Origin of the sequence: Corynebacterium bovis DSM 20582 = CIP 54.80 (assembly GCF_030408615.1) — a bacterium.
Classification (GTDB): Bacteria; Actinomycetota; Actinomycetes; order Mycobacteriales; family Mycobacteriaceae; genus Corynebacterium; species Corynebacterium bovis.
The window spans coordinates 42,779-65,242 of sequence record NZ_CP047187.1; the positions used below are offsets into that span (position 1 = coordinate 42,779).

5 protein-coding genes are annotated in these 22,464 nt (G+C 78.1%); all 5 read left to right on the forward strand.

The features are described 5' to 3' along the window. Positions 1-163: 163 nt before the first annotated feature. The 5 genes from CBOVI_RS00180 to CBOVI_RS00200 are packed head-to-tail and all read left to right on the forward strand — an operon-like array spanning position 164 to position 22,344. The gene (locus tag CBOVI_RS00180; protein WP_183273679.1) at positions 164-14,845 is read left to right on the forward strand and encodes an amino acid adenylation domain-containing protein; all 14,682 of its coding nucleotides are present in this window, start codon (positions 164-166) and stop codon (positions 14,843-14,845) included. Beyond that, positions 14,842-17,442: a Gfo/Idh/MocA family oxidoreductase gene (locus CBOVI_RS00185; RefSeq protein WP_125187239.1), complete on the forward strand. Its 2,601-nt coding sequence runs from the start codon at positions 14,842-14,844 to the stop codon at positions 17,440-17,442. The genes CBOVI_RS00180 and CBOVI_RS00185 overlap by 4 nt, the downstream gene beginning before the upstream one ends. Beyond that, complete coding sequence (locus CBOVI_RS00190) at positions 17,439-18,482, forward strand: thioesterase II family protein (RefSeq protein ID WP_125187238.1); 1,044 nt, start codon at positions 17,439-17,441, stop codon at positions 18,480-18,482. The genes CBOVI_RS00185 and CBOVI_RS00190 overlap by 4 nt, the downstream gene beginning before the upstream one ends. Continuing rightward, positions 18,479-20,461 (forward strand): ABC transporter ATP-binding protein, encoded by a 1,983-nt coding sequence (locus tag CBOVI_RS00195; protein ID WP_010267012.1) that lies wholly within the window; start codon positions 18,479-18,481, stop codon positions 20,459-20,461. The genes CBOVI_RS00190 and CBOVI_RS00195 overlap by 4 nt, the downstream gene beginning before the upstream one ends. After that, positions 20,458-22,344: an ABC transporter ATP-binding protein gene (locus CBOVI_RS00200; protein ID WP_010267009.1), complete on the forward strand. Its 1,887-nt coding sequence runs from the start codon at positions 20,458-20,460 to the stop codon at positions 22,342-22,344. The genes CBOVI_RS00195 and CBOVI_RS00200 overlap by 4 nt, the downstream gene beginning before the upstream one ends. Positions 22,345-22,464: the final 120 nt, after the last annotated feature.

Here is a 22,464-nt window from a genome sequence, read left to right on the forward strand (position 1 = left end):
GGCGCACGCGGGATCCGCGGCCCGGAACGGCCTGACGAGGGCTAACGGCGGTCGCCGGGACGGGCCGGGCGGCGTGACGCCCGGGGGCCATCGTAATGACTGTCATTACCAACACTGGGTTAGGCTGTCCCGAGACCCAGACCCGACCCCCCGGAGGACCACGGTGCAGTCACGCCGATCCACGCCCGCCCGCGGCACCAGCCACACCCCCCGCACGCACACCCGCCGTGCCGCCACCACACCCGGCGGACCCGGCGGACCCGGCGGCACGGGCGGACCCGGCGGCCCGGGCGGCACGGACGCCGACACCCGGGACCGCGGCACCCGCCCGCTCACCGGCACGCAGCGGGCCTACCTCACCGGCCGCGCGGACGACCAGCTGCACGGCGGCGTGGACTGCCTCGCCCTCTTCGAGTTCACCGGCGCGCCGGTCGACCCCGACCGGATGCGCGCCGCCGTCGCCGCCCTCCGCCGCCACCCGGTCCTGCGGTCCACGGTCGTCGACGGCCACCACGTCGACGCCGGCCGCGACGCCCGCCCGCCGCTGACCGTCGCGGAGACCACCGGGGCGGGGACCCGCGCGGACCTCGCCGCGGAGGTGGAGGGGCGGCGTCGGGACATCCTCGCCCGGCACGCCGACCACGCGGCCGGGGAGTCCGGGTGGGTGGACATCCTCCGGTGGCGCACCGACGACGGCCGTGACCTGGGGGTCCTGCACATCGGCGTGTCCCTCGCGGTCGCGGACCTCGCCGGCACCGGGGTCATCGTCCGCGAACTCGCCGCCGCCTACCGCGCCGCCGGGGACGGGGACGCCGCAGACACCGCCGCCGGGGACACCGCCGCCGGGGACACCGCCGGGACTGCGACCGGCCCGTGGGTGACCTTCGCCGACATCGCCGCCCGCGAGGCCGGCCCGGACGGGGACCCGGCCGCCGACCGCAACGGGGACCCGGACGGGCACCGGGAGGGGGACGACGCCACGCTCCCGCCGGACCCCCTCCCCGCCGGCCCGGACATCCCGCTCGTCGGCACCCCGGAACGGACCGTGACCCGGCACCTCCGCCGCCTCGACCCGGCGACCTGGGCCGCCGTCGGGACCGTCGCCGGGGCCGTCGGCGCCACCCGCCCCGCGCTCCTGCTCGCGGTGTACCGCCACGCCCTCGGCCTGTGGTGCGGGGAGGACGACCTCACCGTCGTCGTCCCGGGCCTCGACGCCCGCCGCACCCCCGACGACGTCCTCGACCGCACGCGCACGTGGGCCGTGCGCCCCCCGTCGGCGGCCGGGCGCACCCTCGGCGAGGCCGCGACCGAGGCCGGCGCGGAGCTGCGCCGCCGCATCCGCGCCGGGCTCGACTCCACCGACGAGGTCCGCGCGCTGCTCCACCGGGGCGAGGGGCACAGCGGCAGCCTGCCGTTCGTCCTCACGTGCGGCGGCGAGGAGACCCTGCTCACCGCCGACGTCGAGGAGACGTTCGGGCGGCTCACCGCGACGGGGTCCGTCACGCCGCAGGTGCTCGCCGACCTGCAGATCCTCCACCTCACGCCGGGGGAGGTGTGCGTCGCGCTCGACGTGCGCGACGGCGCGTTCCCCGCGACGTTCGGCCCGGAGCTGCTGGCGACGGTCGCCGACGCGCTCGAACGGCTCGCCGCGGTCGGGGCCGGGGACACCGACACCGCCGCGCCCGCCGACCTGCCGATGGACCGGGTCGTGCGCGTGCCCCGCGCCGTCGCCGCCCGGCGGGCCGCCCTGAACGCGGTGCCGCCGGTGGACGACGCCGTCGCGACCCCCGCCCTCCACGGGGCGTGGCTGCGGCAGGTGGAGGCGCGGCCCGACGCGACGGCCGTCGTCGACCCCGCCCGTGGCGAGGACCTCACCTACGCCGAGCTCCACCGGGCGGCGTGCCGCCTCGCCGCGGGCCTCGCCGACCGGGTCGCGCCGGGTGACCTCGTGCTCGCCCGCCTGCCGAAGGGGTGTGACCAGGTCACGGCCGTGCTCGCCGTGCTGTACCTCGGGGCGGCGTACCTGCCCGTCAACGTCGACGCGCCCGCGGATCGGGTCCGGGCGGTGACGGAGGTCGCGCAGCCGGTCGCGGTCCTCGACCGGGTCGATCCGGGGGTGTACGACGACGACCCCTCCGCCGGCGACGCTCCCGGCACCGGTGACGCAACCGCTGACGCAGCAGCCGCCCCCGACCTGCCGCGGCCCGTCGACGGCGACGACCGCGCGTACGTCATCTTCACGTCCGGGTCGACGGGCACGCCGAAGGGCGTCGTCATGACCCACCGTGCGGCGACGACGACCGTCGCCGCCGTCGTCGACCGCCACCGCATCGGCCCCGACGACAGCGTCCTCGCCGTGTCCTCGCTCGACTTCGACCTCAGCGTGTTCGACATCTTCGGGCTGCTCGGGGCCGGCGGCACGGTCGTGTGCATCGCGGAGGGCGACCGGCGCGACGCCTTCGCCTGGTGCGACCTCGTCCGCCGGCACGGCGTCACCACGTGGAACAGCGCGCCCGCCCTCGCGGAGATGCTCACCGTCGCCGCGGAGGACGGGCCGGCGCTGCCGCTGCGGCGGGTCCTCGTCTCCGGGGACTGGGTCGCGCCGACCCTGCCCGCCCGCGTCCGCGCCGTCACCGGCGGGGGCGGGGGGACCGGCGGGGACGCCGGGGCCGCGGGGGCGCGCGTCGTCGCCATGGGCGGGGCGACCGAGGGCGGCATCTGGTCGAACGAGCACGTCATCGACGGTCCCGGGGACCTCGACCCGGCGTGGCCGTCCGTGCCCTACGGCCGCCCCCTGCCGGGGCAGGCGTACCGGGTCGTCGACGCCGCCGGGCGCGACGTGCCGACCGGGGTCGTGGGGGAGCTGTGGATCGGCGGGGCGAGCCTCGCGGCGGGGTACCTCGGCCGCGCGGACCTCACCGCTGAGCGGTTCGTCACCGACGCCGACGGCGCCCGCTGGTACCGCACCGGCGACCACGGGTACTGGGGGCCCGGTGACCTGCTGTTCTTCGTCGGCCGGCGGGACAACCAGGTCAAGATCCGCGGGCACCGGGTGGAGCTCGGGGACGTCGAGCACCACCTGCGGGCCGTCCCGGGTGTGGAGGCGGCCGTCGTGCTGCCCGCGCCGGGGAACACCGCGCTGCGCGCGCTCGTGACGCTCGCCGGGGACGGGCAGGGCGACGGGGATGGCGCGGGCGACGGCGCGGGTCCGTCCGCGACGGTCGCCGACCGGGTGCGGGAGGCGCTCGCCGCGACGGTGCCGGGGTTCATGGTGCCGCGCGACGTGACCGTCGTGCCGGAGCTGCGGCTCACCGCGAACGGCAAGGTCGACCGCGCGTGGGCCGCGCAGGTCCTCGACGGGGGGCCGGCCGGGGTCTCCGGGGCCGCCGGGGTCTCCGGGGAACGGACCGGGGGCGCCGGGGGAGACCGGGAGGCCGGTCCGGGTGCGGTCGGCGGGGGATCCGTCCCGGGTGCCGACGCCGCCCGTGCGCCGCGCGACGCCGCGACCGCCGGTGACGCGGGCGCGGGCAGCGCCGCCGCCGACGTGGCCGGCGACGTCACCGACGCCGCCGCCGACGTGGCCTCAGACATCGCCGCGACCTGGGCGGACGTGCTCGACGTGCCGGTCGCGCAGCTCGGCGGGGACGCCGGGGAGCGCGCCGGGGAGGCGAACTTCTTCGCGCTGGGCGGGGACAGCGTCGCCGCGACCGCCGCGTGTTCGCGCCTGCGGGCGCTGGGGTACCGGGTGACGGTCGCCGAACTCTTCGGCAACCCGACGCTCGACCGGTTCACCGACGCCGTCGTCGCGGCGGGCCGGGACGCGGTGGATGACACTGCGGACGACGCGGCGGCTGACACCGTGGATGACACGGCGGACGACGCGGCGGTCCCCGGGGGCGGTGCCGACCGCGCCGGTGCCGGTGCCGCTGACGGTGACGCCGACGCCGGCGCGCCCTTCCCGCTCACCCCGCTCCAGCGCGCCTACGCCCTGGGGACCGACGGCATCCGCGGCACCGTCCGCGCCGCGACCGCGTACGCCGCGGTGCTCGGCCTCGGCGCCGCGGCGGGCTACGGCCCCACCCGCGCCGGCTTCACGTACCCGCAGGTCAAGGCTGCCGCGGCGGGGATCGTCGCCCGGTGGGCGGGGCTGCGGGTCGTCCGCGACGGCGACGACGCCCAGCGGGTTGTCGACCCCAGCGACGCCCTGCGGGTCACGGTCCTCGACCCGTCGACGGACCTCCGCGCGCACCTCGCGTCCGCGACGCCGCGGGTGCCGCTCGAACTCGTGCTCCACGGGGAGGAGGCGCGGGAGCTCGGCGTGCTCGTCGACTACCTCGCGCTCGACGGCCGCAGCCTCGCCGTCGTCGTCGGCGCCCTCACCGCCGTGCTGTCCGGGGAGGACCCGGACACCACGGTGACCGTCGACCCGACCGTCGGCGTCTTCGCGCGCCACTGCCGGGCCCTCGCCGCCGGGGAGGACCGCGCCGCCGACGCCACCGCCGGGGGCGCGGGCGCCGACGCTCCCGACGGCACGGACGGCACGGCCACGGGCACGGCCACGACGTCCCCGGCCACCCCGGCCACCCCGGCCATCCCGCCCGCGGCCGCGCCGGAGCCCCCGACGCTCCCCGTCGCCGCAGGTCAGGACCCCTCCGACGCCGGGGCGGGCACCCCGCCCGCGGCCTTCACGAGCCTCCGCGCGCACATCCCCCTCGCCACCCTCGACCGCGCGGCCGCCCGCACCGGCGCGACGGTCTCTGCCGTGGTCCTCGCGGAGTTCGGCTCCGCCCTCGCGGAGGCGTCGGGCCGCGGGGAGGTGGGCGTCGTCGTCCCCCTCACCCATCGACCCGACACCGGCGACGACCGTGAGGTCCTCGGCACCTTCTCCCGGCTGGGCGTGTGCGCGTGCCCCGCGACGCCCGACCCCGCGGCGACCCGCGACGCCCTCGCCGCCGTGCTCACCGCCGACGGCGGCGTGCGGGCCGCCAGCGCCGGGCGCACCGGCCGCTACCCGGCGGTGTTCACGTCCGTGCTCGGGTACGACGCCGCGCTCGCCCCCGCGACCCGGGCCGTGCGCGCCGTGTGGTCGCTCACCCGCACGCCCGGGGTGCTCGTCGACTGCCAGCTGACGAGCGTCGACGCCGGGACCGTCGAGGTGCGCTGGGACATGCCCGACGGCGTGCTCGACGCCGCGGCCGTCGACGCGATGTTCCGCGGGATGGTCGAACGGCTCGGCGGGACGGTCGTCCCCGACGTCGCGGAGATCACCGGGCCGCTGCCCGGGGGCTACGCGCCCCTCGGGGACGTCCGGCCGTCCTCGACGGTGTCCGCGCTGCTCAGGGAGGTCATCGAGCGGCTCGACGGGGAGGCCGGGGAGGGCGGGGCGCGGGACGACGCGCTCGTGCCGTGGGCCGGGCCCGTCGTCGCGGCGTGGCGGCGGTTCGTCGCCGGCGGGCCGGAGGCGACCGGGCTCGCCGACGCCCCCGTCGCCTGGTCCGCGCGGGACGCGCAGCTGCTCGTGGACGTCGTCCGCGGCCGGGCGCGGCGCTTCGGGATCCTCGCCCACCCGGTGCTCTCACCGCGGGCGCTCGCCGCGGCGGAACCGACGGTCGCGCGGGCGCTCGACGTCCTCGACGACCGGGTGCGCCGCCGCGCCGGGCGGGGCGGGCGCGTGGCCGTGGTCGAACTCGGGCACGGCATCGCCCGCGGCGGGCGGCGCGGCGGGTCCGGCGGGTCCGTGCCGGGGGATGCGGCGGACAGCTGGACCGTCGTCGAACCGGACGCCCTCGTCGCGGACATCGCGACGGTCGACGGGCGGACGTGCGTGTCCGACGTCGCCGACGTGCCCGCCCCGGCGGACGTCGTCGTCGCGTGCGGGACGCTGCACCGGGACCCGCGGCTGCGCGCCGGGCTCGGGGCGGTGCGGCTCGCGCCGGGGGCGGAGGTGCACGTCGTCGAGGCCGAACGGCCGACGGCGGCGACGCTCGTCTCCGCGGCGCTGGTCAACCCGGCGGTGCTCGACGCCGCCGGGATGCTCTCCGCCCGCGGGTGGGCGGAGGTCGTGTCCGACGCCGGCCTGCGCGTGCGCTACCTCGAGGCGGAGGACGGGCACAGCGTCGTCCTGCGCGCCGTCGCGGCGGAGGACGGGGAGCCGACCGCGGGTGTCGCGGGGGCCGTCGCGGGGGTCGGGTCCGACGCCGGGTCCACGCGTGGGTCGGGTGGTGCGCCGGGTGATGCGGCCGGTGATGCGCCGGCGACCGGACAGGTGACCGGGCGGCCGGCGACCGGACCGACGGCGATCGGACAGGTGACCGGGCGGCCGGACGTCACCGCCGCCCTCGCGGCGAGCTGGCGGCGCCACCTGCCCGGCCTCGCCGACGGTGCCGGTGCGGACGGTGCGGACGGTGCGGACGGTGCCGCCGCCGGTGCGCTGCCGGCGGACACGGACTTCTTCGTCGCCGGCGGGGACTCCCTCACGGCGACGCGGGTGCTCGCCGACCTGCGCGAGGTCGGGGTGACCGGGCTGCGCGCCGTCGACGTCTTCAACAACCCGACCTTCGGCGCGCTCCGCGACCGGGCGGCCGCGGCGGCCGCCCCCACAGCTGGCACAGGTGTGCCAGACGGGGCGGGCACCGCGCCCGCCGCGGGGACCGGGGCGGCGGACAGCCGGCCGGCCGCGCCGCCGACGGACACGGCCGTGCCCCCCGCGGACGCGCACGGGACGCACCCGCTGACCCGCGTCCAGCAGGCCTACCTGGCCGGACAGGACAGCGGGCAGCTCCTCGGCGGGGCCCCCGCGCGCTGCCTGTTCACCTTCCGCGCGGCGGCCGTCGACACCGGACGGCTGGAGTCCGCCGTGCGCGCCGCGGCCCGGCGCCACCCCGTTCTGCGCACAGTCGTGACAGAGGGGCCGGCGGGCACGCCCGTCGCCCGGGTGCTCGACGACGTGCCCGCGGGCGTGTGGGCCGTCACCGGTACACCCGGTGCGACCGGGACCGACGCCGCGACCACCGGCGCACCCGGCGCGACCGGGACCGACGCCGCCGCGGCGCTCGCCGCCCACGTGCCCGACCCCCGGGCGGAGGGCCCGCTCGCCGTGCGCGTGTCGACCGGTCCGGACGGGGCGACCGTCGCGGTGTCGATGAACAACCTCCTGCTCGACGGCGCGTCGATGATGCTGCTCATGGACGAGATCGCGGCGTCGTACGCCGACCCGGCGACGCGGCTCGACGCTGCCGACGCCTCCACCGCCTCGACCGCCACCGCCGGCACGCCCGCCTCCACCGCCCCCGCCGGCGCAGCAGCCACCCCGGCCGCGGACCCGACCCCCGGGTACCTCGCGGACCGGCCGTGGCTCACCGACCCCGCGGCCCCCGTGCCGTGGCAGGGCCGGATGCTCACCCCCGCTGAGCTGGACGGACGCCTGGACGCCGTGCTCGCGGACCTCCCGCCGGCCCCGTTCGTCCCGGACCGCCGGGCGCTCGCCGGGCTGACGGACACGACGATGGCCCGCGTCGCCGCGGACGTCGACGCCGCGACGTGGGACACCGTCCGCGCCGGCCTCGCCGCCCGGCACGTCACGCCCGCGGCGGGGGTCCTCGCCGCGTTCGGCCGCGCCCTCGCCGCGGAGACCGGCGGGGACGACCTCACCGTCACGCTCACGCGGTTCGACCGGGACCTCTCCGTCCCGGGCATCGACCGCGCGCTCGGCGACTTCACGAGCCTCAGCCTCGCGGGTCTCCGCGGCCTGCGCGCCGGGGACCGCACGGTCGCGGAGCGCTCGGCGCAGACCGCGCTCGCCGAGGCGGACGACCCGGCCCTGGACGCCCTGCGCCTCACCGCCCGCGCGGTGCAGACCAGCGGCGATCCGGTCGCGGGGGTGTTCCCGGTCGTGTTCACGTGCGGCCTCGGCCTCGCCGGGGCGACCGCGCAGGCGGCCGGCGACCCCGCCGGCACTGACGCGGGCACCGCCGGCACGACCGCCGGCACCGCCGCGCAGCCCGCGGGCCGGTCGTTGCGCGAGCGGAGCTTCGGCACCCAGGTCGCGGCGTCCTCGACGACGCCGCAGGTCGTCCTCGACCTCCAGGTCGCCGACGACCGCGACGGCCTCCACCTCACCGCCGACCACCTCGTCCGGGTGCTGCCCGCCGCCGTCGCCGACCGCGTGGTCCGCCGCACCGTCGCGGAGCTCACCGGGGCCCCGGCGGGGGACGGTGGCCGGTCCCGGACCGGGGAGGGGGACGACGCCACCCTCCCGCGGCCCCGCCCCTCCGCCGCGACGGACGCCACCGCGACGGACGCCACCGCCGGCGGTGACGCTGCCGGCGGTGATGCTGCCGGTGACGCCGCGGGGGCCGACGCCACCGACCCCGCCGCGGTCATCGCGGAGGTGTGGGCGGACGTCCTCGGCCTCGACCGCGTGACGGACGGGACGAACTTCTTCCGCTCCGGCGGCGACTCGCTCACCGCCACGCGCTGCATCACCGCCCTGCGGGCGCGCGGGGTCGACGCCGCGCTGCGCACGCTCCTCACGACCCCCGACCTCGGCGACTTCCGCGACGCGGTGGTCGGCGCGGCGGGGAGGGCGGCGTCGACCCCCTCCCCGGGGGACACCCCGACGCCGCAGCCGGACGCGGCGGCCGGGACCCCCGCCCCGGCCCCGACCCCCACCCCGAGCCCGCAGCCGGACACCCCGGCAGACCCCGCACCGACCCCGGAGCCCGCGCCGGAGGACTGGTTCGACCTCACCGACGTGCAGGCCGGCTACCTCATGGGCCGCACGGACGCCTACGACGACGGCGGCGTCGCGTGCCAGGGCTACAGCGAGTTCGTGCTGCCCGTCGACCGGATGGACCCCGCCTCGGCGGCGGACCCGGCCGGGGCGGTGCGGCGGGCGTGGCGGCGCGTCGTCGACGCCCACGAGATGCTCCGCGCGCTCGTCGACCGGGAGGGCCGGCAGCGCATCGACCGCACCGCCGGGGCCCACGTGCGCGTCATCGACGTCGCCGCCGGGGAGACCGGCACCGGGGTCACCGCCCCGGACCCGGCGACCGCGCGCGCGATCGTGCGGGACGACCTGCGGGAACGCAACTTCCCCGTCGGGGAGGCGCCGATGGTCGAGCTCGCGCTGACCGTCGGTGACGGCGACCCGGTGCTCCACCTGTCCGTCGACCTCATCGTCACCGACTACGTGGGCATCCGGTCCCTCGTCCGCGACCTCGACCACTGCCTGCGGCACCCGTCGGATCCCCTCGACGCCCCGGCGGCGACGTTCCGGCAGTGCCTGGAGGCCCGGGCCCGGCACGCGGCGACCCCCGCGGGACGCGCCGCCCGCGAGCGGGACACCCGCTGGTGGCGGGACCGGTTGGACACCCTGCCCCCGGCGCTGACGTTCTCCCCCGACCCGGACGCGACCGGCCTCGGCGGGACGACGCGGCGCAGCCACCGCCTCGACGCGGACGCCTGGCGCGGGCTGCGGGACACGGCCGCCCGGCTGACGGTCACGCCGTCCGGGCTGGTCCTCGCGGCGTTCGCGACGGCCGCGCGGCGGTACGCGGACATCGCGCTCGGCTGGTACACGCACGGGCGGGCCGGGACGGCTGCAGCCACAGCCACGGCCGCCGGCACGGACACGGCCACGGCCACGGGCGCGACCGCGGCCACCCCGGCCACCCCCGCCGCCCTCATCACCCTCACGACCGTCGACCGCGCACCCGTCGGGGAGGACGGCCCGTCCGCCGCGGACATCGGCCGGATCGTCGGCGACTTCACGTCGACGGTCGTGCTCGACCTGCCGCTGGGCGCGGACCTCGCGCCGACGGCCCGGGACCTCCAGGGCCGGCTCTTCGACGCCCTCGACCACCCGGCCTACCCGGGCGTGCGTGTGGTGCGTGACCTGCGGCGCAGCGGCGGCGAGGACCGCGGCCGCATCCCGGTCGTCTTCACCTCGACCGTGGGCGTGGACGCCGTCGAACCCCCGCAGCTGCTCCGCGCGGTGCCCGGCACGGCGATCAGCAAGACCCCGCAGGTGCTCCTCGACGTGCAGCTGTCCCCGGACGGCGAGGGCGTGACGATGGACTGGGACTCCCGCGACGGCGGGTTCCACCCGGCGGTGCTCGACGCCCTGTTCGCCGACGTGTGCGAGGTCCTCGACCAGCTCGCCGTCGGCGTCGTCGACGTGCCCGCGGCCCGCGCCCCGGAGCCCGTCGTGCGCACCCGGTCGATGAACGGCCGGCTGCTCCACGGGCGGTTCCTCCGCGCGGCGCTCGACGACGCCGACGCCCCCGCGGTCGTCCACGGCGACCGCACGCTGACCCGCGGTGAGCTGTGCGCCCTCGCGGTGCGCCTCGCCGGGGGCCTGCCGGCGGGGGACGCGCCGGTCGCGGTCGTCCTCCCGCCCGGGCCGGGGCAGGTCGCGGCGCAGCTCGCCGCGCTGCTCACGGGCCGTGCGTTCGTCCCGCTCGACCCGGAGTGGCCGGGGTCCCGGCGCCGGGCCGTGCTGGACACGGTGCGGGAGGCGTACGCGGAGGAGGTCCCGGTTGTCGACGACGCCACGCTCCGGGCGGCCGACGCCCCCGGGGTCCCGGACGCCGCCGGCGGGTCGACCGCCGGGGACGGTGCGGGTGACGGTGCGGGTGACCCCGGGGCGTGGCGGGACGCCGTGCGCCGGGCGCTCGCGGAACCGCCGCTCGTCGACGACCTCGCGTACGTCATCTTCACCTCCGGGTCGACGGGCACGCCGAAGGGCGTGGCCGTGACGCACCGCCAGGTGTGCACGACCCTCGACGAGATGCAGGACCGCCTGGAGCTCACCGCCGCGGACCGGGTGCTCGCCGTGTCCCGGCCGTCGTTCGACCTCGCGGTGTTCAACGTGTTCGGGGTGCTCGGGGCGGGCGGTGCCGTGGTCGTGCCGTCGTGCGGGACGGTGCCGGACCCGGAGACGTGGGCGCGGGACATCCGCCGGCACGGGGTCACGGTGTGGAACTCCGTGCCCGCGCAGCTCACGATCCTGCTCGACCACCTCGGTGACGCGGGGGCCGGCGCGGCTGTGACCGGCGCGAACGATGCAGCCGGTGCGACCGGTGCGACCGGCACCACGGCGACCGACGCGGCGCTGCCGCTGCGCGTCGTCCTCGTCTCGGGCGACCGGGTGCCGGTGGACCAGCCCGCGCGCGTGCGGGCGCTCGCCCCGGGCGTCATCGTCGACGCGCTCGGCGGCGCGACCGAGGGGTCCATCTGGTCGATCGTCCACCGCTGCACCCCGGAGGAGGACGGCCCCGCCGACACCTCCGCCGGCACCTCCGCCGACGCGTCAGCCGGGTCCATCAGCGGGTCCACCGGCGGGTCCACCGCCGGCACCGCCCCGGCCCGGCGCTCGGTGCCCTACGGCCGGGCGCTCGGCCACCAGGCCGTGTGGGTCCTCGACCGGGACGGCGGCCGCGCGGCCGTCGGGCAGCGCGGGGAGATCGTCATCGCCGGTGACGGGGTGGTCGAGGGCTACCTCGGCGACTCGGTGCGCACGGCGGCGGCGTTCGGCCGGCACCTCGGCACCGGGGAGCGCTGCTACCGCACCGGCGACGTCGGGCGGTACCTGCCGGACGGGGAGATCGAGTTCTGCGGCCGGGTCGACGACGGCCAGGTGAAGATCCGTGGTCACCGCATCGAGCTCGGCGAGGTCGAGGCCGGGTTGCGGGCGGTCGACGGTGTCGCCGACGCCCTCGCCGCCGTGACCGGGGAGGGGGACCGACGGGAGCTCGTCGCCGTCGTCGTCCCGGAGACCGCCGGGGCGCCCGACGCCGCGGACGGCCCCGACACCTCCGCCGGCGCCGCACCCGCCGCGCCCGAGTCACCGGCGGCGGCGCTCGCGGCCGCGGTGACGGCCCGGAGCCGCGCGACGGAGCTCGACGACGCCGAACGGCGCGACTTCCGCCGGATCCACGACCTCGTCACGGACGCCGCCCTCGACGCCATGACCGCCCAGATCGCCCGGGTGACCTCGGCGTCTCCGGACGGAACGGCGACGCGGGACGCGATCGTCGCGGGCACGGGCGCGCAGGGCCACGGTACGCTCATGGACCGGTGGATCGACGAACTCGACCGCGCGGGCCGCGTCCGGTGCGCCGACGGGCTCGTGTCCGTCACCGACACCGCCGCCGGCGCAGCCACCGACACCGCCGCCGCCGCCGGCGCAGCCACAGACACCGCCGCCGGCGCGGCCCGTTGGGAGGAGATCCACCGCCTCGACGACCGGTTGGGCTACGGCCGTCGTCAGCTGGACTACCTCCGGACCAGCCTGGACGAGCTGCCGGGGCTGCTGGAGGGCAGCGTCGACCCCCTCTCCCTCCTCTTCCCCGGCGGCGACATGGCCGTCGCCCGGGCCTCCTACGGGGAGAACCGCCTGGCCTCGTACCTCAACGGGGTGTGCGCGGCGGCGGTCGGGCACCATGCGCGGAGCCTCGTCGCCGCCGGGCGGACGTGCCGGGTCCTGGAGATCGGCGCGGGCGTCGGCGGGACGACCGCGGACGTCCTCGCGGAGCTCGCGGACCTGACGGACCCGACGGACCCGACGGCCCCGACGGACCCGACGGACCGGCCGGGTCCGGGCGTGGACTACCTGTTCACGGACGTGTCCCGGTACTTCACCGACGCGGCGGCGCGGGAGTGGCCGCAGGTGCGCACCGGGCTGTTCGACATCAACACCGATCCCGCGGAGCAGGGCGTGGAGCCGGGGTCCGTGGACGTCGTGCTGTGCGCGAACGTGCTGCACAACGCGCGGGACATCGACGTCGCACTGCGGCGGATCGCGGGGATGCTCGCCCCGGGCGGGGTGCTCGTCGTCATCGACTCGACGGCGACGAACGCGCCGCTCATGGCCTCGATGGAGTTCAAGGAGGGGCTGGGCGACGCGACCGACGCGCGCCTCGGCACCGGGTCGCCGTTCCTCACCTTCGCGCAGTGGCGGGAGGCGGTCGCGGCCTCGCCGCTGGAGTCCGTCGCCGTGCTGCCGGAGGCGGGGTCCGTGCTGGAGCTCGGCGCGCAGCACGTGTTCATCGTGCGGAAGCCCGAGGTCAGGGCCGGGTCCGGGGAGGGTCTCGACGCCGCCCGGGTGCGGACCGCCGCGGCGGACGTGCTGCCGGCGTCGATGCGGCCCCGGCGGGTCGGGGTGGTCGCGGCGTTGCCGATGACCGCGAACGGGAAGCGGGACCGGGCGGCCGTCGCCGCGCTCGTCGCGGGCGCGCGCCCGGGCGGCGCGGAGGCGCAGCCCGCTGCGGCCGCTGCGCCGTCCGGTGCGCCGGCGGAGCCCGCCGCCCCGGCTGACCCGGCTGACCCGGTCGTCGACGCGTGGCGGGAGGTCCTCGACCTCGACCCGTCCGTGCCGGTGCCCGGGGACGCCGACTTCCACGATCTCGGCGGGGACAGCCTCCTGCTCGCGCGGTGCATCGGCCAGATGCGACGGGCGACCGGGCGGGAGGACCTGCCGAGCTGGGACGAGACGCTGCGCGCCATCGTCGCCGACCCGACGGTCGACGGCTGCCGCCGCGCGCTCGGCCTCACCGCCCCCGGCGCGGCGACCCCGGACCCGGCCCCGGCGGCCGGCACCGGCCGCCACCGGGCGGACACCGACCCGACCACCGCGCCGACCACCGCCCCCGCCCCCTCCCCGGCGGCGACCGGCGGGCCGACGGTGACGGTCGTCGACAGGGCGGCGTCGTCCCCCACGGGCCGCACCCCGCACCCGGCGGGAGGCCCCCGCCTCACCCGGCTGCTCCCCGCGCCGGGCGGGCGACCGGACCCGCGGGACCCGCAGGCCCCGGCCACCGACGCGACGACAGACCCGGCGACCGGCGGGACGCCCGACCTCACGGTCGTCGTCCACGACGGCTCCGGCGGCACCGGCCCGTACACGGCCCTGCTCCGCGAACTCGCGGCGCGGGACGCCGGCCCGGTCGTGGGCATCGAACGGTCCGCCGGCGACGGCTACCTCACGACCCCCGCGGACGAGCTGTTCCACGACCTCACCGAGCGGTACACGGTGAGCGTCCTCGACACGGGCGCGCGGCGCGTGCACGTCGTCGGGTACTGCATGGGCGGGCTCCTCGCCGCCGGGATCGCCGACCGCCTCGCCGCGTGCGGGGTCGAGGCCACCGCGACGGTCATGAGCTCCTACCGCATCCCGTTCACCGTCCACGACGAGATCCTCCTGGACTTCTCCTTCGCCCGGCTCATGGGGTGCAGGCCGCAGGACATGGGCATCGACGTCGACGAGGACGCCCTCGGCCGCGCGCTGCGGGCCGCCCGGGAGGACGGGCACGACGACATCACCGCCGGGGTGCTCCACCGGTACGCCGACGACGACCTCCGCGCGCAGCTCGCGCGGGCGCCGCGCACGTCCGCGGAGCGGGTCGGCCGGTTCCTCCGCACGGAGGCCGGGCGGCCGTGGTCGCGGGAGTCCCTCGACGCGCTGCGGGAGGTGTACGTGCACAGTCTCGCGGCGGTGGCGGCGTGGTCCGAACCGCCCGTGACCGTGCCGGTGACGTTCCTGCGGCAGCGGGACCCGCTGTCCTTCCTGCCGGACCTCGGGGACGACATGACGTCCTTCTGGGTCGACGGATGCCTCGGCGGGCTCGACGTCGTGGACGTCGACGGGGACCACTTCACGTGTCTCGACGCCGCGCACGCGCCGGCGGTCGCGGACCTCGTGGTCGCGCGGGCGCCGTGGGCCGGTGACGCGGGCGGGCAGGACAGGCGCGACGAGCGGGTCGTGCACGACGAACAGGACAGTCACGACGAACAGGTCGGTCCGGCGGTCGGGACGACGCCGACGGACCGGGAGGAGGACCGGTGACGGGAGCAGTGGGGCAGACGGCGGTGGACACGCGGCCGGAGCGGCCGGACCAGCGCCGGACCGTGCTCGTGAGCGGGGCGACCGGGGCGGTGGGTTCCGCGGCGGCGGCGCGGCTGCTCCGGGTGCTCGGGCCCGGGGACCGCGTGGTGCTCCTCGGGCGGGACGCCGGGCGGCTCGCGGCGACTGCGGCGGCGCTCGCCGACGGGCGGGACGACGGACGGGACGGTGACCGGGGCGACGGCCGAACCGACGGGCGGGGCGACGGGCCGACCGTGACGACGGCGCTGCTCGACCTCGCGGTGGATCCCGCCGCCGACCCGGGGGCGGACCCCGCGGCGGCGCTCGGGACCGCGCTCGACACCGCGCTCGCGGACGGCACCCCGGACGCCGCCCCGGACCCCGCCGACCGTGGCACAACTGTGCTCATCAACGCGGTGGGGCCGTCGTCGACAGTGACCGTCCCACTGGCACAGGCGGCGCTGTCGCGCGGGCTGCACGTCGTCGACCCCGGAGGGTCCGCGCGGATCACCGCCGCCCTCGACGGACCCGCGCGCCGCGCCGGGCGCACCGTGCTCCTCGGCGCGGGCGTGCAACCGGGGCTCACCGGGGCGATGCTCGCGGCGGCGCTGCGGCTCGTCACGGACCCGACGCGCGCCCGGGCGGAGATCGCCGTCGGCGGCCGCCAGCCGCTCACCGCGGCGACCCTGCGCGAGTACATGGACTCGCTCTCCGCCGACGGCGGCTGGCCCGGCGCGGTGTGGCGGGACGGTGCCGTCGTCAAGGAGGCGGCCGGCGCGGGTGCCGGCGCAGGTGCCGGGGCCGTCCGGTCCGCGGCGGGGTGGCGGCCCCCGGAGGGCGCGTCGCTGAGCGTGCACCTCGACGAGGAGTACGTGGACCTCGCCCGGTCGTGCGGGCTGCCGCACCTGCGGGGCGTCAACGTCATGGACGCGCCCGGCACCGTGCGGGAGCTGCGGCGGGTCATCGCCGGGGAGGCGACGGTCGACGACGTCGCCACGGCGTCGCGCCGGGAGGCCGGGCCGGACGCGGGGCGGTACTTCCGCATCGCCGTGCGCGTCCGGTCGGAGGTCCCGGTCCCGGACGGGGCCGCGGGTGCCGGGGATGCCGCCGGGTCCGGGCGACCGGTCGAGACCGTCACCGCCGACCACCGGTGCACCGACAGTTACCGCGTGACCGGCGAACTCGCCGTCGACGCCGCGCTGACGCTCCTCGCCGGGGCGGAACCGGCGGGCGCGCGGTGGGCGGCGGCGAGCGGGGCCGCGGCCGCGTGGACCGGCGGCGGGGCCCGGGCCGGGGGTGCCGGGTCAGGTGTCGGGGGCTTCGAGGGTGTCGACGGTGACGACGACGTCGCCGGCGTGACCCTCACCTACGACCTCGGCCCGGTGCACGAGGCTGACGACACCGCCGCGCCCGACACCGCCGACACCGCCGCGCCCGACACCACCGCCGACACCGCCGCGCCCGCCACCGCCGCACCCGACACCGCCGCGCCGCGGGGCGCGGTCGTCGTCGGCGCGGGCTTCGGCGCGCGCTACGCGGACGCGCTCGCGCGACCCGGCTCGCCGGCACCGCTGACGGCCGTCGTCGGCACCGGTGGACGCCCCGGCCGCGACCTGGCCCGCGACCTGGGCGTGCGCTACCTCACCACCGCGCCGGACCCCGCGACCGGCATCCCGCACCTCCCCGGCGTCCCCCGGGACACGGCGGCGGCCGTCGTCGCCGTCCGCAGCGGGATGATCGGAGGGCAGGGCGACGACCTCGCCGCGGGCCTCCTCCGCGCGGGCGTGCCGGTTCTCCAGGAGCTGCCGGTCGACCCGGGCACCGTCACGGCGCTCACCGCCCTCGCGCGGGAGCACGGCACGGCGTACCGGGTGACCGGCTTCTACGAGCACCTCGGCCCCGGCCGCGCGTTCATCGACGCCGTCCGGTCCCTCACCCGGCGCTCGACCGTCACGCACGTCCTCCTGCGCACGAGCCACCAGGTCCTCGACCGGGCGGGGCTGCTTCTCGCCGAGGCGCTCGGGGCCGTGCCGGTGGGGGACGTGCAGGTCATCCCGGGTGCGGGCCCGGGCCGGTGGCTCATCTCGGGGACGTGGGGCCGCGTGCCCGTCGACGTCGTCCTCGACCACCGGATGGACCCGCGCGACCCGGACAACCACTCCCAGCCGGTCGCCGCCGCGGTCGTGGAGACGACCGACGGGGAGCTGACGTGGGACGGCGTCGGCTCCCGTCCCCGCTGGTCGCAGCGGCCGCACGTCGTCGACGGCCGGCTGACCGACCCGGACGGCGCGGTCGCGGAGGAGTGGGGGCGGGACGTCGCCCCGGACGGGACGGTCCCGCCGACGTGGGGCGAGGTCGTCGACGCCGCGTGGCCGGAGGGTGTCCACCGGGCGGTCGCGGAGCTCGTCGCGGAGGCCGCGGGGGCCGGCGACCGGGGCGAGGCCGCGCGCCGGGCCCGGCGGACGGTGTTCGTGCTGCGCTGGTGGCTGCGGGTGTCCTCCGCCCTGCCGGCCCCGGTGGACATCCGGTCGACGCCGCCGGTGCGGATGGTGCCGCCGGGGGAGGGGGAGGGGCTGTGACGGGGTCCGACGCCGCCCGCCGCGTCCTCGTCCCCGTGCCGGGGTCGGTGGCGGGGCGTGACGCCGCCGGGTCGGTGGTGGGGCGTGACGACCGCCCGACCGTCGTCGTCTTCCCCCACGCCGGGGGCAGCCCGCGGCAGTACGCGACGTGGGCGGGCGTCGCGGCGGCCGCGGGAGCTGCGGGAGCTGCTGGTACAGCGGGTACTGCGGGAGCAGCGGGTACTGCGGGAGCAGCGGGTACAGCGGGAGCGGCGGGTACAGCGGGTGCGGCGGGTGCCGCCGATGCAGTGGATGCCGCGACGCCGCGGGTCCTCGGCGTGACGTACCCTGGCCGGGACCACCGGCTGGGGGAGCCGCACCCGGCGACGATGCGGGACCTCGCGGAGGAGGTCGCCGGGGCGCTCGCCGCGGAGGTCGGCCCGGGCGCCGGACAGAGCGCCGGCACCGGGTCCGCCGGCACCGGGTCCGCCGGCCCCGCGGCCCCGCCGGTCGTCCTCGCGGGGCACTCGCTCGGCGCGGTCCTCGCGTACGAGACCCTCCTCGCCTGGCAGCGCGCGGGCGGCGGCGCGGGGGCGACGCTCGTCGTCAGCGGCCAGACATCCCCGGACCGGGCGGGCGGCGGCGCGGTGCACCTCGGGCCGGACAGCGGCATCGTCGCGGAGCTCGCGCGGAGCGGTCCGGACTCGGCCCGGGCGCTCGCGGACCCGGAGCTCGCGGCGTTGTACCTCCCGGCGATCCGGGAGGACTACCGGCTCATCGAGACGTACGTGCCACCACCTCCGGACAGGGGCGTCACACAATCGACAATCGTTGCCGTGAAAGGGTACGCTGACACAGAACTGACTGCCGTTTCTATAACAGGGTGGCGACGCCTGTCGCCCGACGTCATCGGGCCCGTCACCGTGCCCGGGGACCATATGCACCACATCCGCCGCCCAGAACTGGCACAGATGTGCTGCGGCGGGCTCCGCCGCGACGCCACCGCGCGCACCGCGCCGGGAACCGCCGCACACACCCCACAGAGAAAGGCACGCCCGTGACCTCACCCGCCCACCCGGTGACCCCGGGGACACCGGACGACCCCGGCGGACACGCCGGGGTCACCGGCACCGCGACCGCGACCGCTCCCTCGTCGGCGACCGCGGCCGGCACCGCGTCCCCGTCCACGCCCCCGTCCGGCGCGACGACCCGCATCCTCCGCCCCGTCCTCCCCGCCCTCACGGTCGGCGTGGTCCTCCAGGTGCTCGGCTCGGCGGTCTCCGTCGTGACCTACCTGGCCCTCGCCGCGCTCGCCGACCGCCTCCTCCGGGGCGGGACCGTCGTCACCGGCCCCCTCCTGTGGTTCCTCACCGGCCTCGGGTTCAGCGCCCTGTTCGGCGCGCTCGCCCTGCTCGTCACGCACTTCGCGGATGTGAGCCTCCAGGCGCGGCTGCGGCTCACCCTCGCCGCGAAACTCTCGCGGCTGCCCCTCGGGTGGTTCGACGACCGCTCCTCCGGGCGGGTGCGACAGGCCGTCCAGAACGACGTCGACTCCCTGCACCAGCTCGTCGCCCACACCGTCGTCGAGATCGTCGCCGGCGTGCTCACCCCCCTCGCGGGCGTCATTGTCTGCTTCATCCTCGACTGGCGGCTCGGCCTCGTCGCCCTGCTGCCCGGCGTGCTCTACCTCGTCGTGTTCAGCGTCCTCGCCCGCGGGTCGAACCGCGAGGTCATGGACCGCATCCACGAGGGCCTGGCCGGGGTGTCCGACGCCGTCGTCGAGTACGTCAACGGCGTCGCCGTGCTCAAGATCTTCAACCACGGGGAGGAGGGCTCCCGCCGGTTCACCGAGCGCTCGGAGACCTTCCTCCGCGAGTTCGCCGCGATGGTCGCGCCGCAGATGCGCGCCCAGTCCGTCGCCGTGATCTTCCTCTCCGCGGCGTTCGCCGGGGCCGTCGAGCTCGCCGCCGGCACGTGGTTCGTCCACGCCGGGTGGACCCGCCCCGCCGACGTGCTCGTCGTCACGGTCATCGCGATGCTGCTGCCGGCGAGCCTCCAGACCCTCGCCCTCGGCAACCAGGCCCGCACCCAGGCCGTCGACGCCGCCGGGCGCGTCGTCGCGATCCTCGACGAACCCGAGCTGCCCGTCAGCGCCGACCCGCAGCGGCCCCGGCCGGACACCACGGTCGACGCGGCGACGACCGGGCCGCGGTACAGCGTCTCCCTCCGGGACGTCACGTTCTCCTACGGGACGGGCGCCGGCAGCGGCAGCGACGGGAGCAGCGGCAGCGCTGACGCCCCCGCCGCCCCCGCCGTCGACGGCGTCACCGCGGAGATCCCCGCCGGCGGCGTCACCGCGCTCGTCGGCCCCTCCGGGTCCGGCAAGTCCACCCTCGCCGCGCTCATCGCCCGCTTCCGGGACGTCGACGCCGGCTCCGTCGCCGTCGGCGGCGTGGACGTGCGCGACATCGACCCGGAGGTGCTGCGCCGGACCGTCGGCACCGTCTTCCAGGACACGGGCCTGCTGTCCCTGTCCGTCATCGACAACATCCGGCTCAGCGCCCCGGACGCCCCGGACGAGCAGGTCGTCGAGGCCGCCCGCGCGGCGAACATCCACGACCGCATCCTCGCCCTGCCCCGCGGGTACGACTCGGTCGTCGGCGAGGACGCCCGCCTCTCCGGCGGCGAGGCCCAGCGCATCGGCATCGCCCGCGCGCTCCTCGCCGACACCCCGGTCCTCATTCTCGACGAGGCCACCTCCGCGACCGACCCCGAGTCCGAGACCGCCGTGCAGGAGGGGCTCACGCGCCTCACGCGCGGCCGGACCGTCGTCGTCATCGCCCACCGCCTCACGACCGTCGCGGACGCCGACCGCATCCTCGTCATGGACCGCGGGGCCGTCGTCGAGTCCGGGACGCACGACGAACTCCTCGCCCGCGACGGGCTGTACGCCCGGATGTGGGCGGACATGGAGCAGACGAGCGAGCAGGCCACGGGCCAGAACACAGCCCCGACCACGGACCAGGAGGTCACCCGGTGATCCGCTCACTGCTCGCCCTCACCGACGGCCCGGACAGCCGGCGGATGCGCCGGGTCCTCGCCCTCGCCGTCGCCGCCGGGATCACGCAGGGCGTCGCCGTCCTGCTCATGGTCCCCGTCCTCACCGCGCTGTTCCGCGCCGACTGGTCCGCGACGGGCCGCGCGCTCGTCGTGCTCGCCGTCGCGGTCGTCGTCCACTCCGTCGTCATGGCCGTCGCGACCGGCGCCGGGTTCACCGGCTCGCTCGGGGTCATCCGGTCGATGCACCGGGGCCTCGGGCGGACGCTGCTCCGCCTGCCGCTCAGCTGGTTCGGCCCGGAGTCGCAGGGCCGCGCGTCCCACTCGGCGGTGCGCGGGACGCTCTTCGTCGCCACGGCGGCGATGGACGTCCTCGTCCCCCTCACCGTCAACGTCACCGCCCCGGCGACGATCGCCGTCGGGGCACTGTTCCTCGACTGGCGGGTCGGGCTCGCGCTCGTCGTCGCCGGGCCGGTCGTGTACCTGTCCTCCCGCGTCGCCGCCCGGTGGGAGTCCGCCGGGGAGGAGCGGGTGCGGGAGGTCCGCGCGGAGACGGACTCCCGGCTGCTCGAGTTCGCCCGGGGCCAGCAGGTCCTCCGCGCCTCGGGGATCGCCGCGGACTACCCGCCGCTGCACCGGGCGGTCGACCGGCAGCGGGCGATGGGCCGCCGGGCCCTGTGGCTGTCCGTCGGCGGGATGGTCCTCCAGGGGTTCGTCATCCAGTTCGTCCTCGGTGCGGTGTCCGCGCTCGCGGTGTGGACCGTCGTCGGCGGTGCCGACGGCGGGGCCGGCGCGGGTGGCGGTGACGCCGTGACCGCGGTGGCGCTCGTCGGCCTCGTCGCGCTCGCCGCCGGGCCGTTGCGGGTGGTGTCGTCGATGTCGACGGCCCTGCACCAGTCGAAGGAGGAGATCGACGACGTCCGCGCGCTCCTCGCCGAACCGGGGCTGCCGGAGCCGGCCGACCCGGTGCCCTTCCCGGAGCGGGCCGACGTCCGCCTCCGCGACGTGCGCTTCAGCTACGGCGGCGAGGGTGACGCCGACCGCGTCGGCCGTGACGGTGACCGTGACGCCGACCGCGTCGGCCGTGACCGCGACCGTGACGGGACCGCCCCCGCACCCCGCGGCGACGACGGCGTCGACACCCCCGGGGGCCACCGCGTCCTCGACGGCGTGGACCTCACCGTCCCGGACCGGACGTACACCGCGCTCGTCGGCCCGTCCGGCTCCGGCAAGACGACCATCGTCCGGCTCATCGCCCGGCTGTGGGACGTCGACGGCGGATCCGTCGAGATCGGCGGCGTCGACCTGCGCGACATGACGACGTCCGACCTGTACGCCCACGTGTCGATGATCTTCCAGGACGTCTACCTGTTCGACGACACCCTGTGGGCGAACATCGCCCTCGGCGACCCGTCGGCGTCCCCGGAGGCCGTCCGCGCGGCCGCCGAGCGGGCGCACGTCACCGAGATCGCGGACCGCCTCGCCGACGGCTGGGACACCCGCGTCGGCGAGGGCGGCAGCCTGCTCTCCGGCGGTGAGCGCCAGCGCGTGTCCATCGCCCGGGCACTGCTGCGCACGGCCCCGCTCGTCCTCTGCGACGAGCCGAGCAGCGCCCTCGACCCCACGACCCGCCGAGCCGTGACCGGGGCGCTCGCGGAGCTGTCGCGCGACGCGACCGTCGTGGTCGTCGCCCACCAGCTGGAGACCATCCGCGGGGCCGACCAGATCCTCCTGCTCGAGGGCGGGCGGATCGTCGCCCGGGGCACCCACGAGGAGCTCGCCCGGGACGACGCACGCTACCGGCGGTTCTGGTCCCTCCGCGAGGAGGCCGGGCGCTGGAACCTCGCCGCGGACCGGAAGGGGTGACGGCCCACCGGCACCGACCCCGACCCTGTCCCTGACAGCGACCTGACCCTGTCCCCGACCCTGACCCTCACCCCGACCCACCCCCGGGAACCCCGACCCCCGGGGATCCGACCACTGACC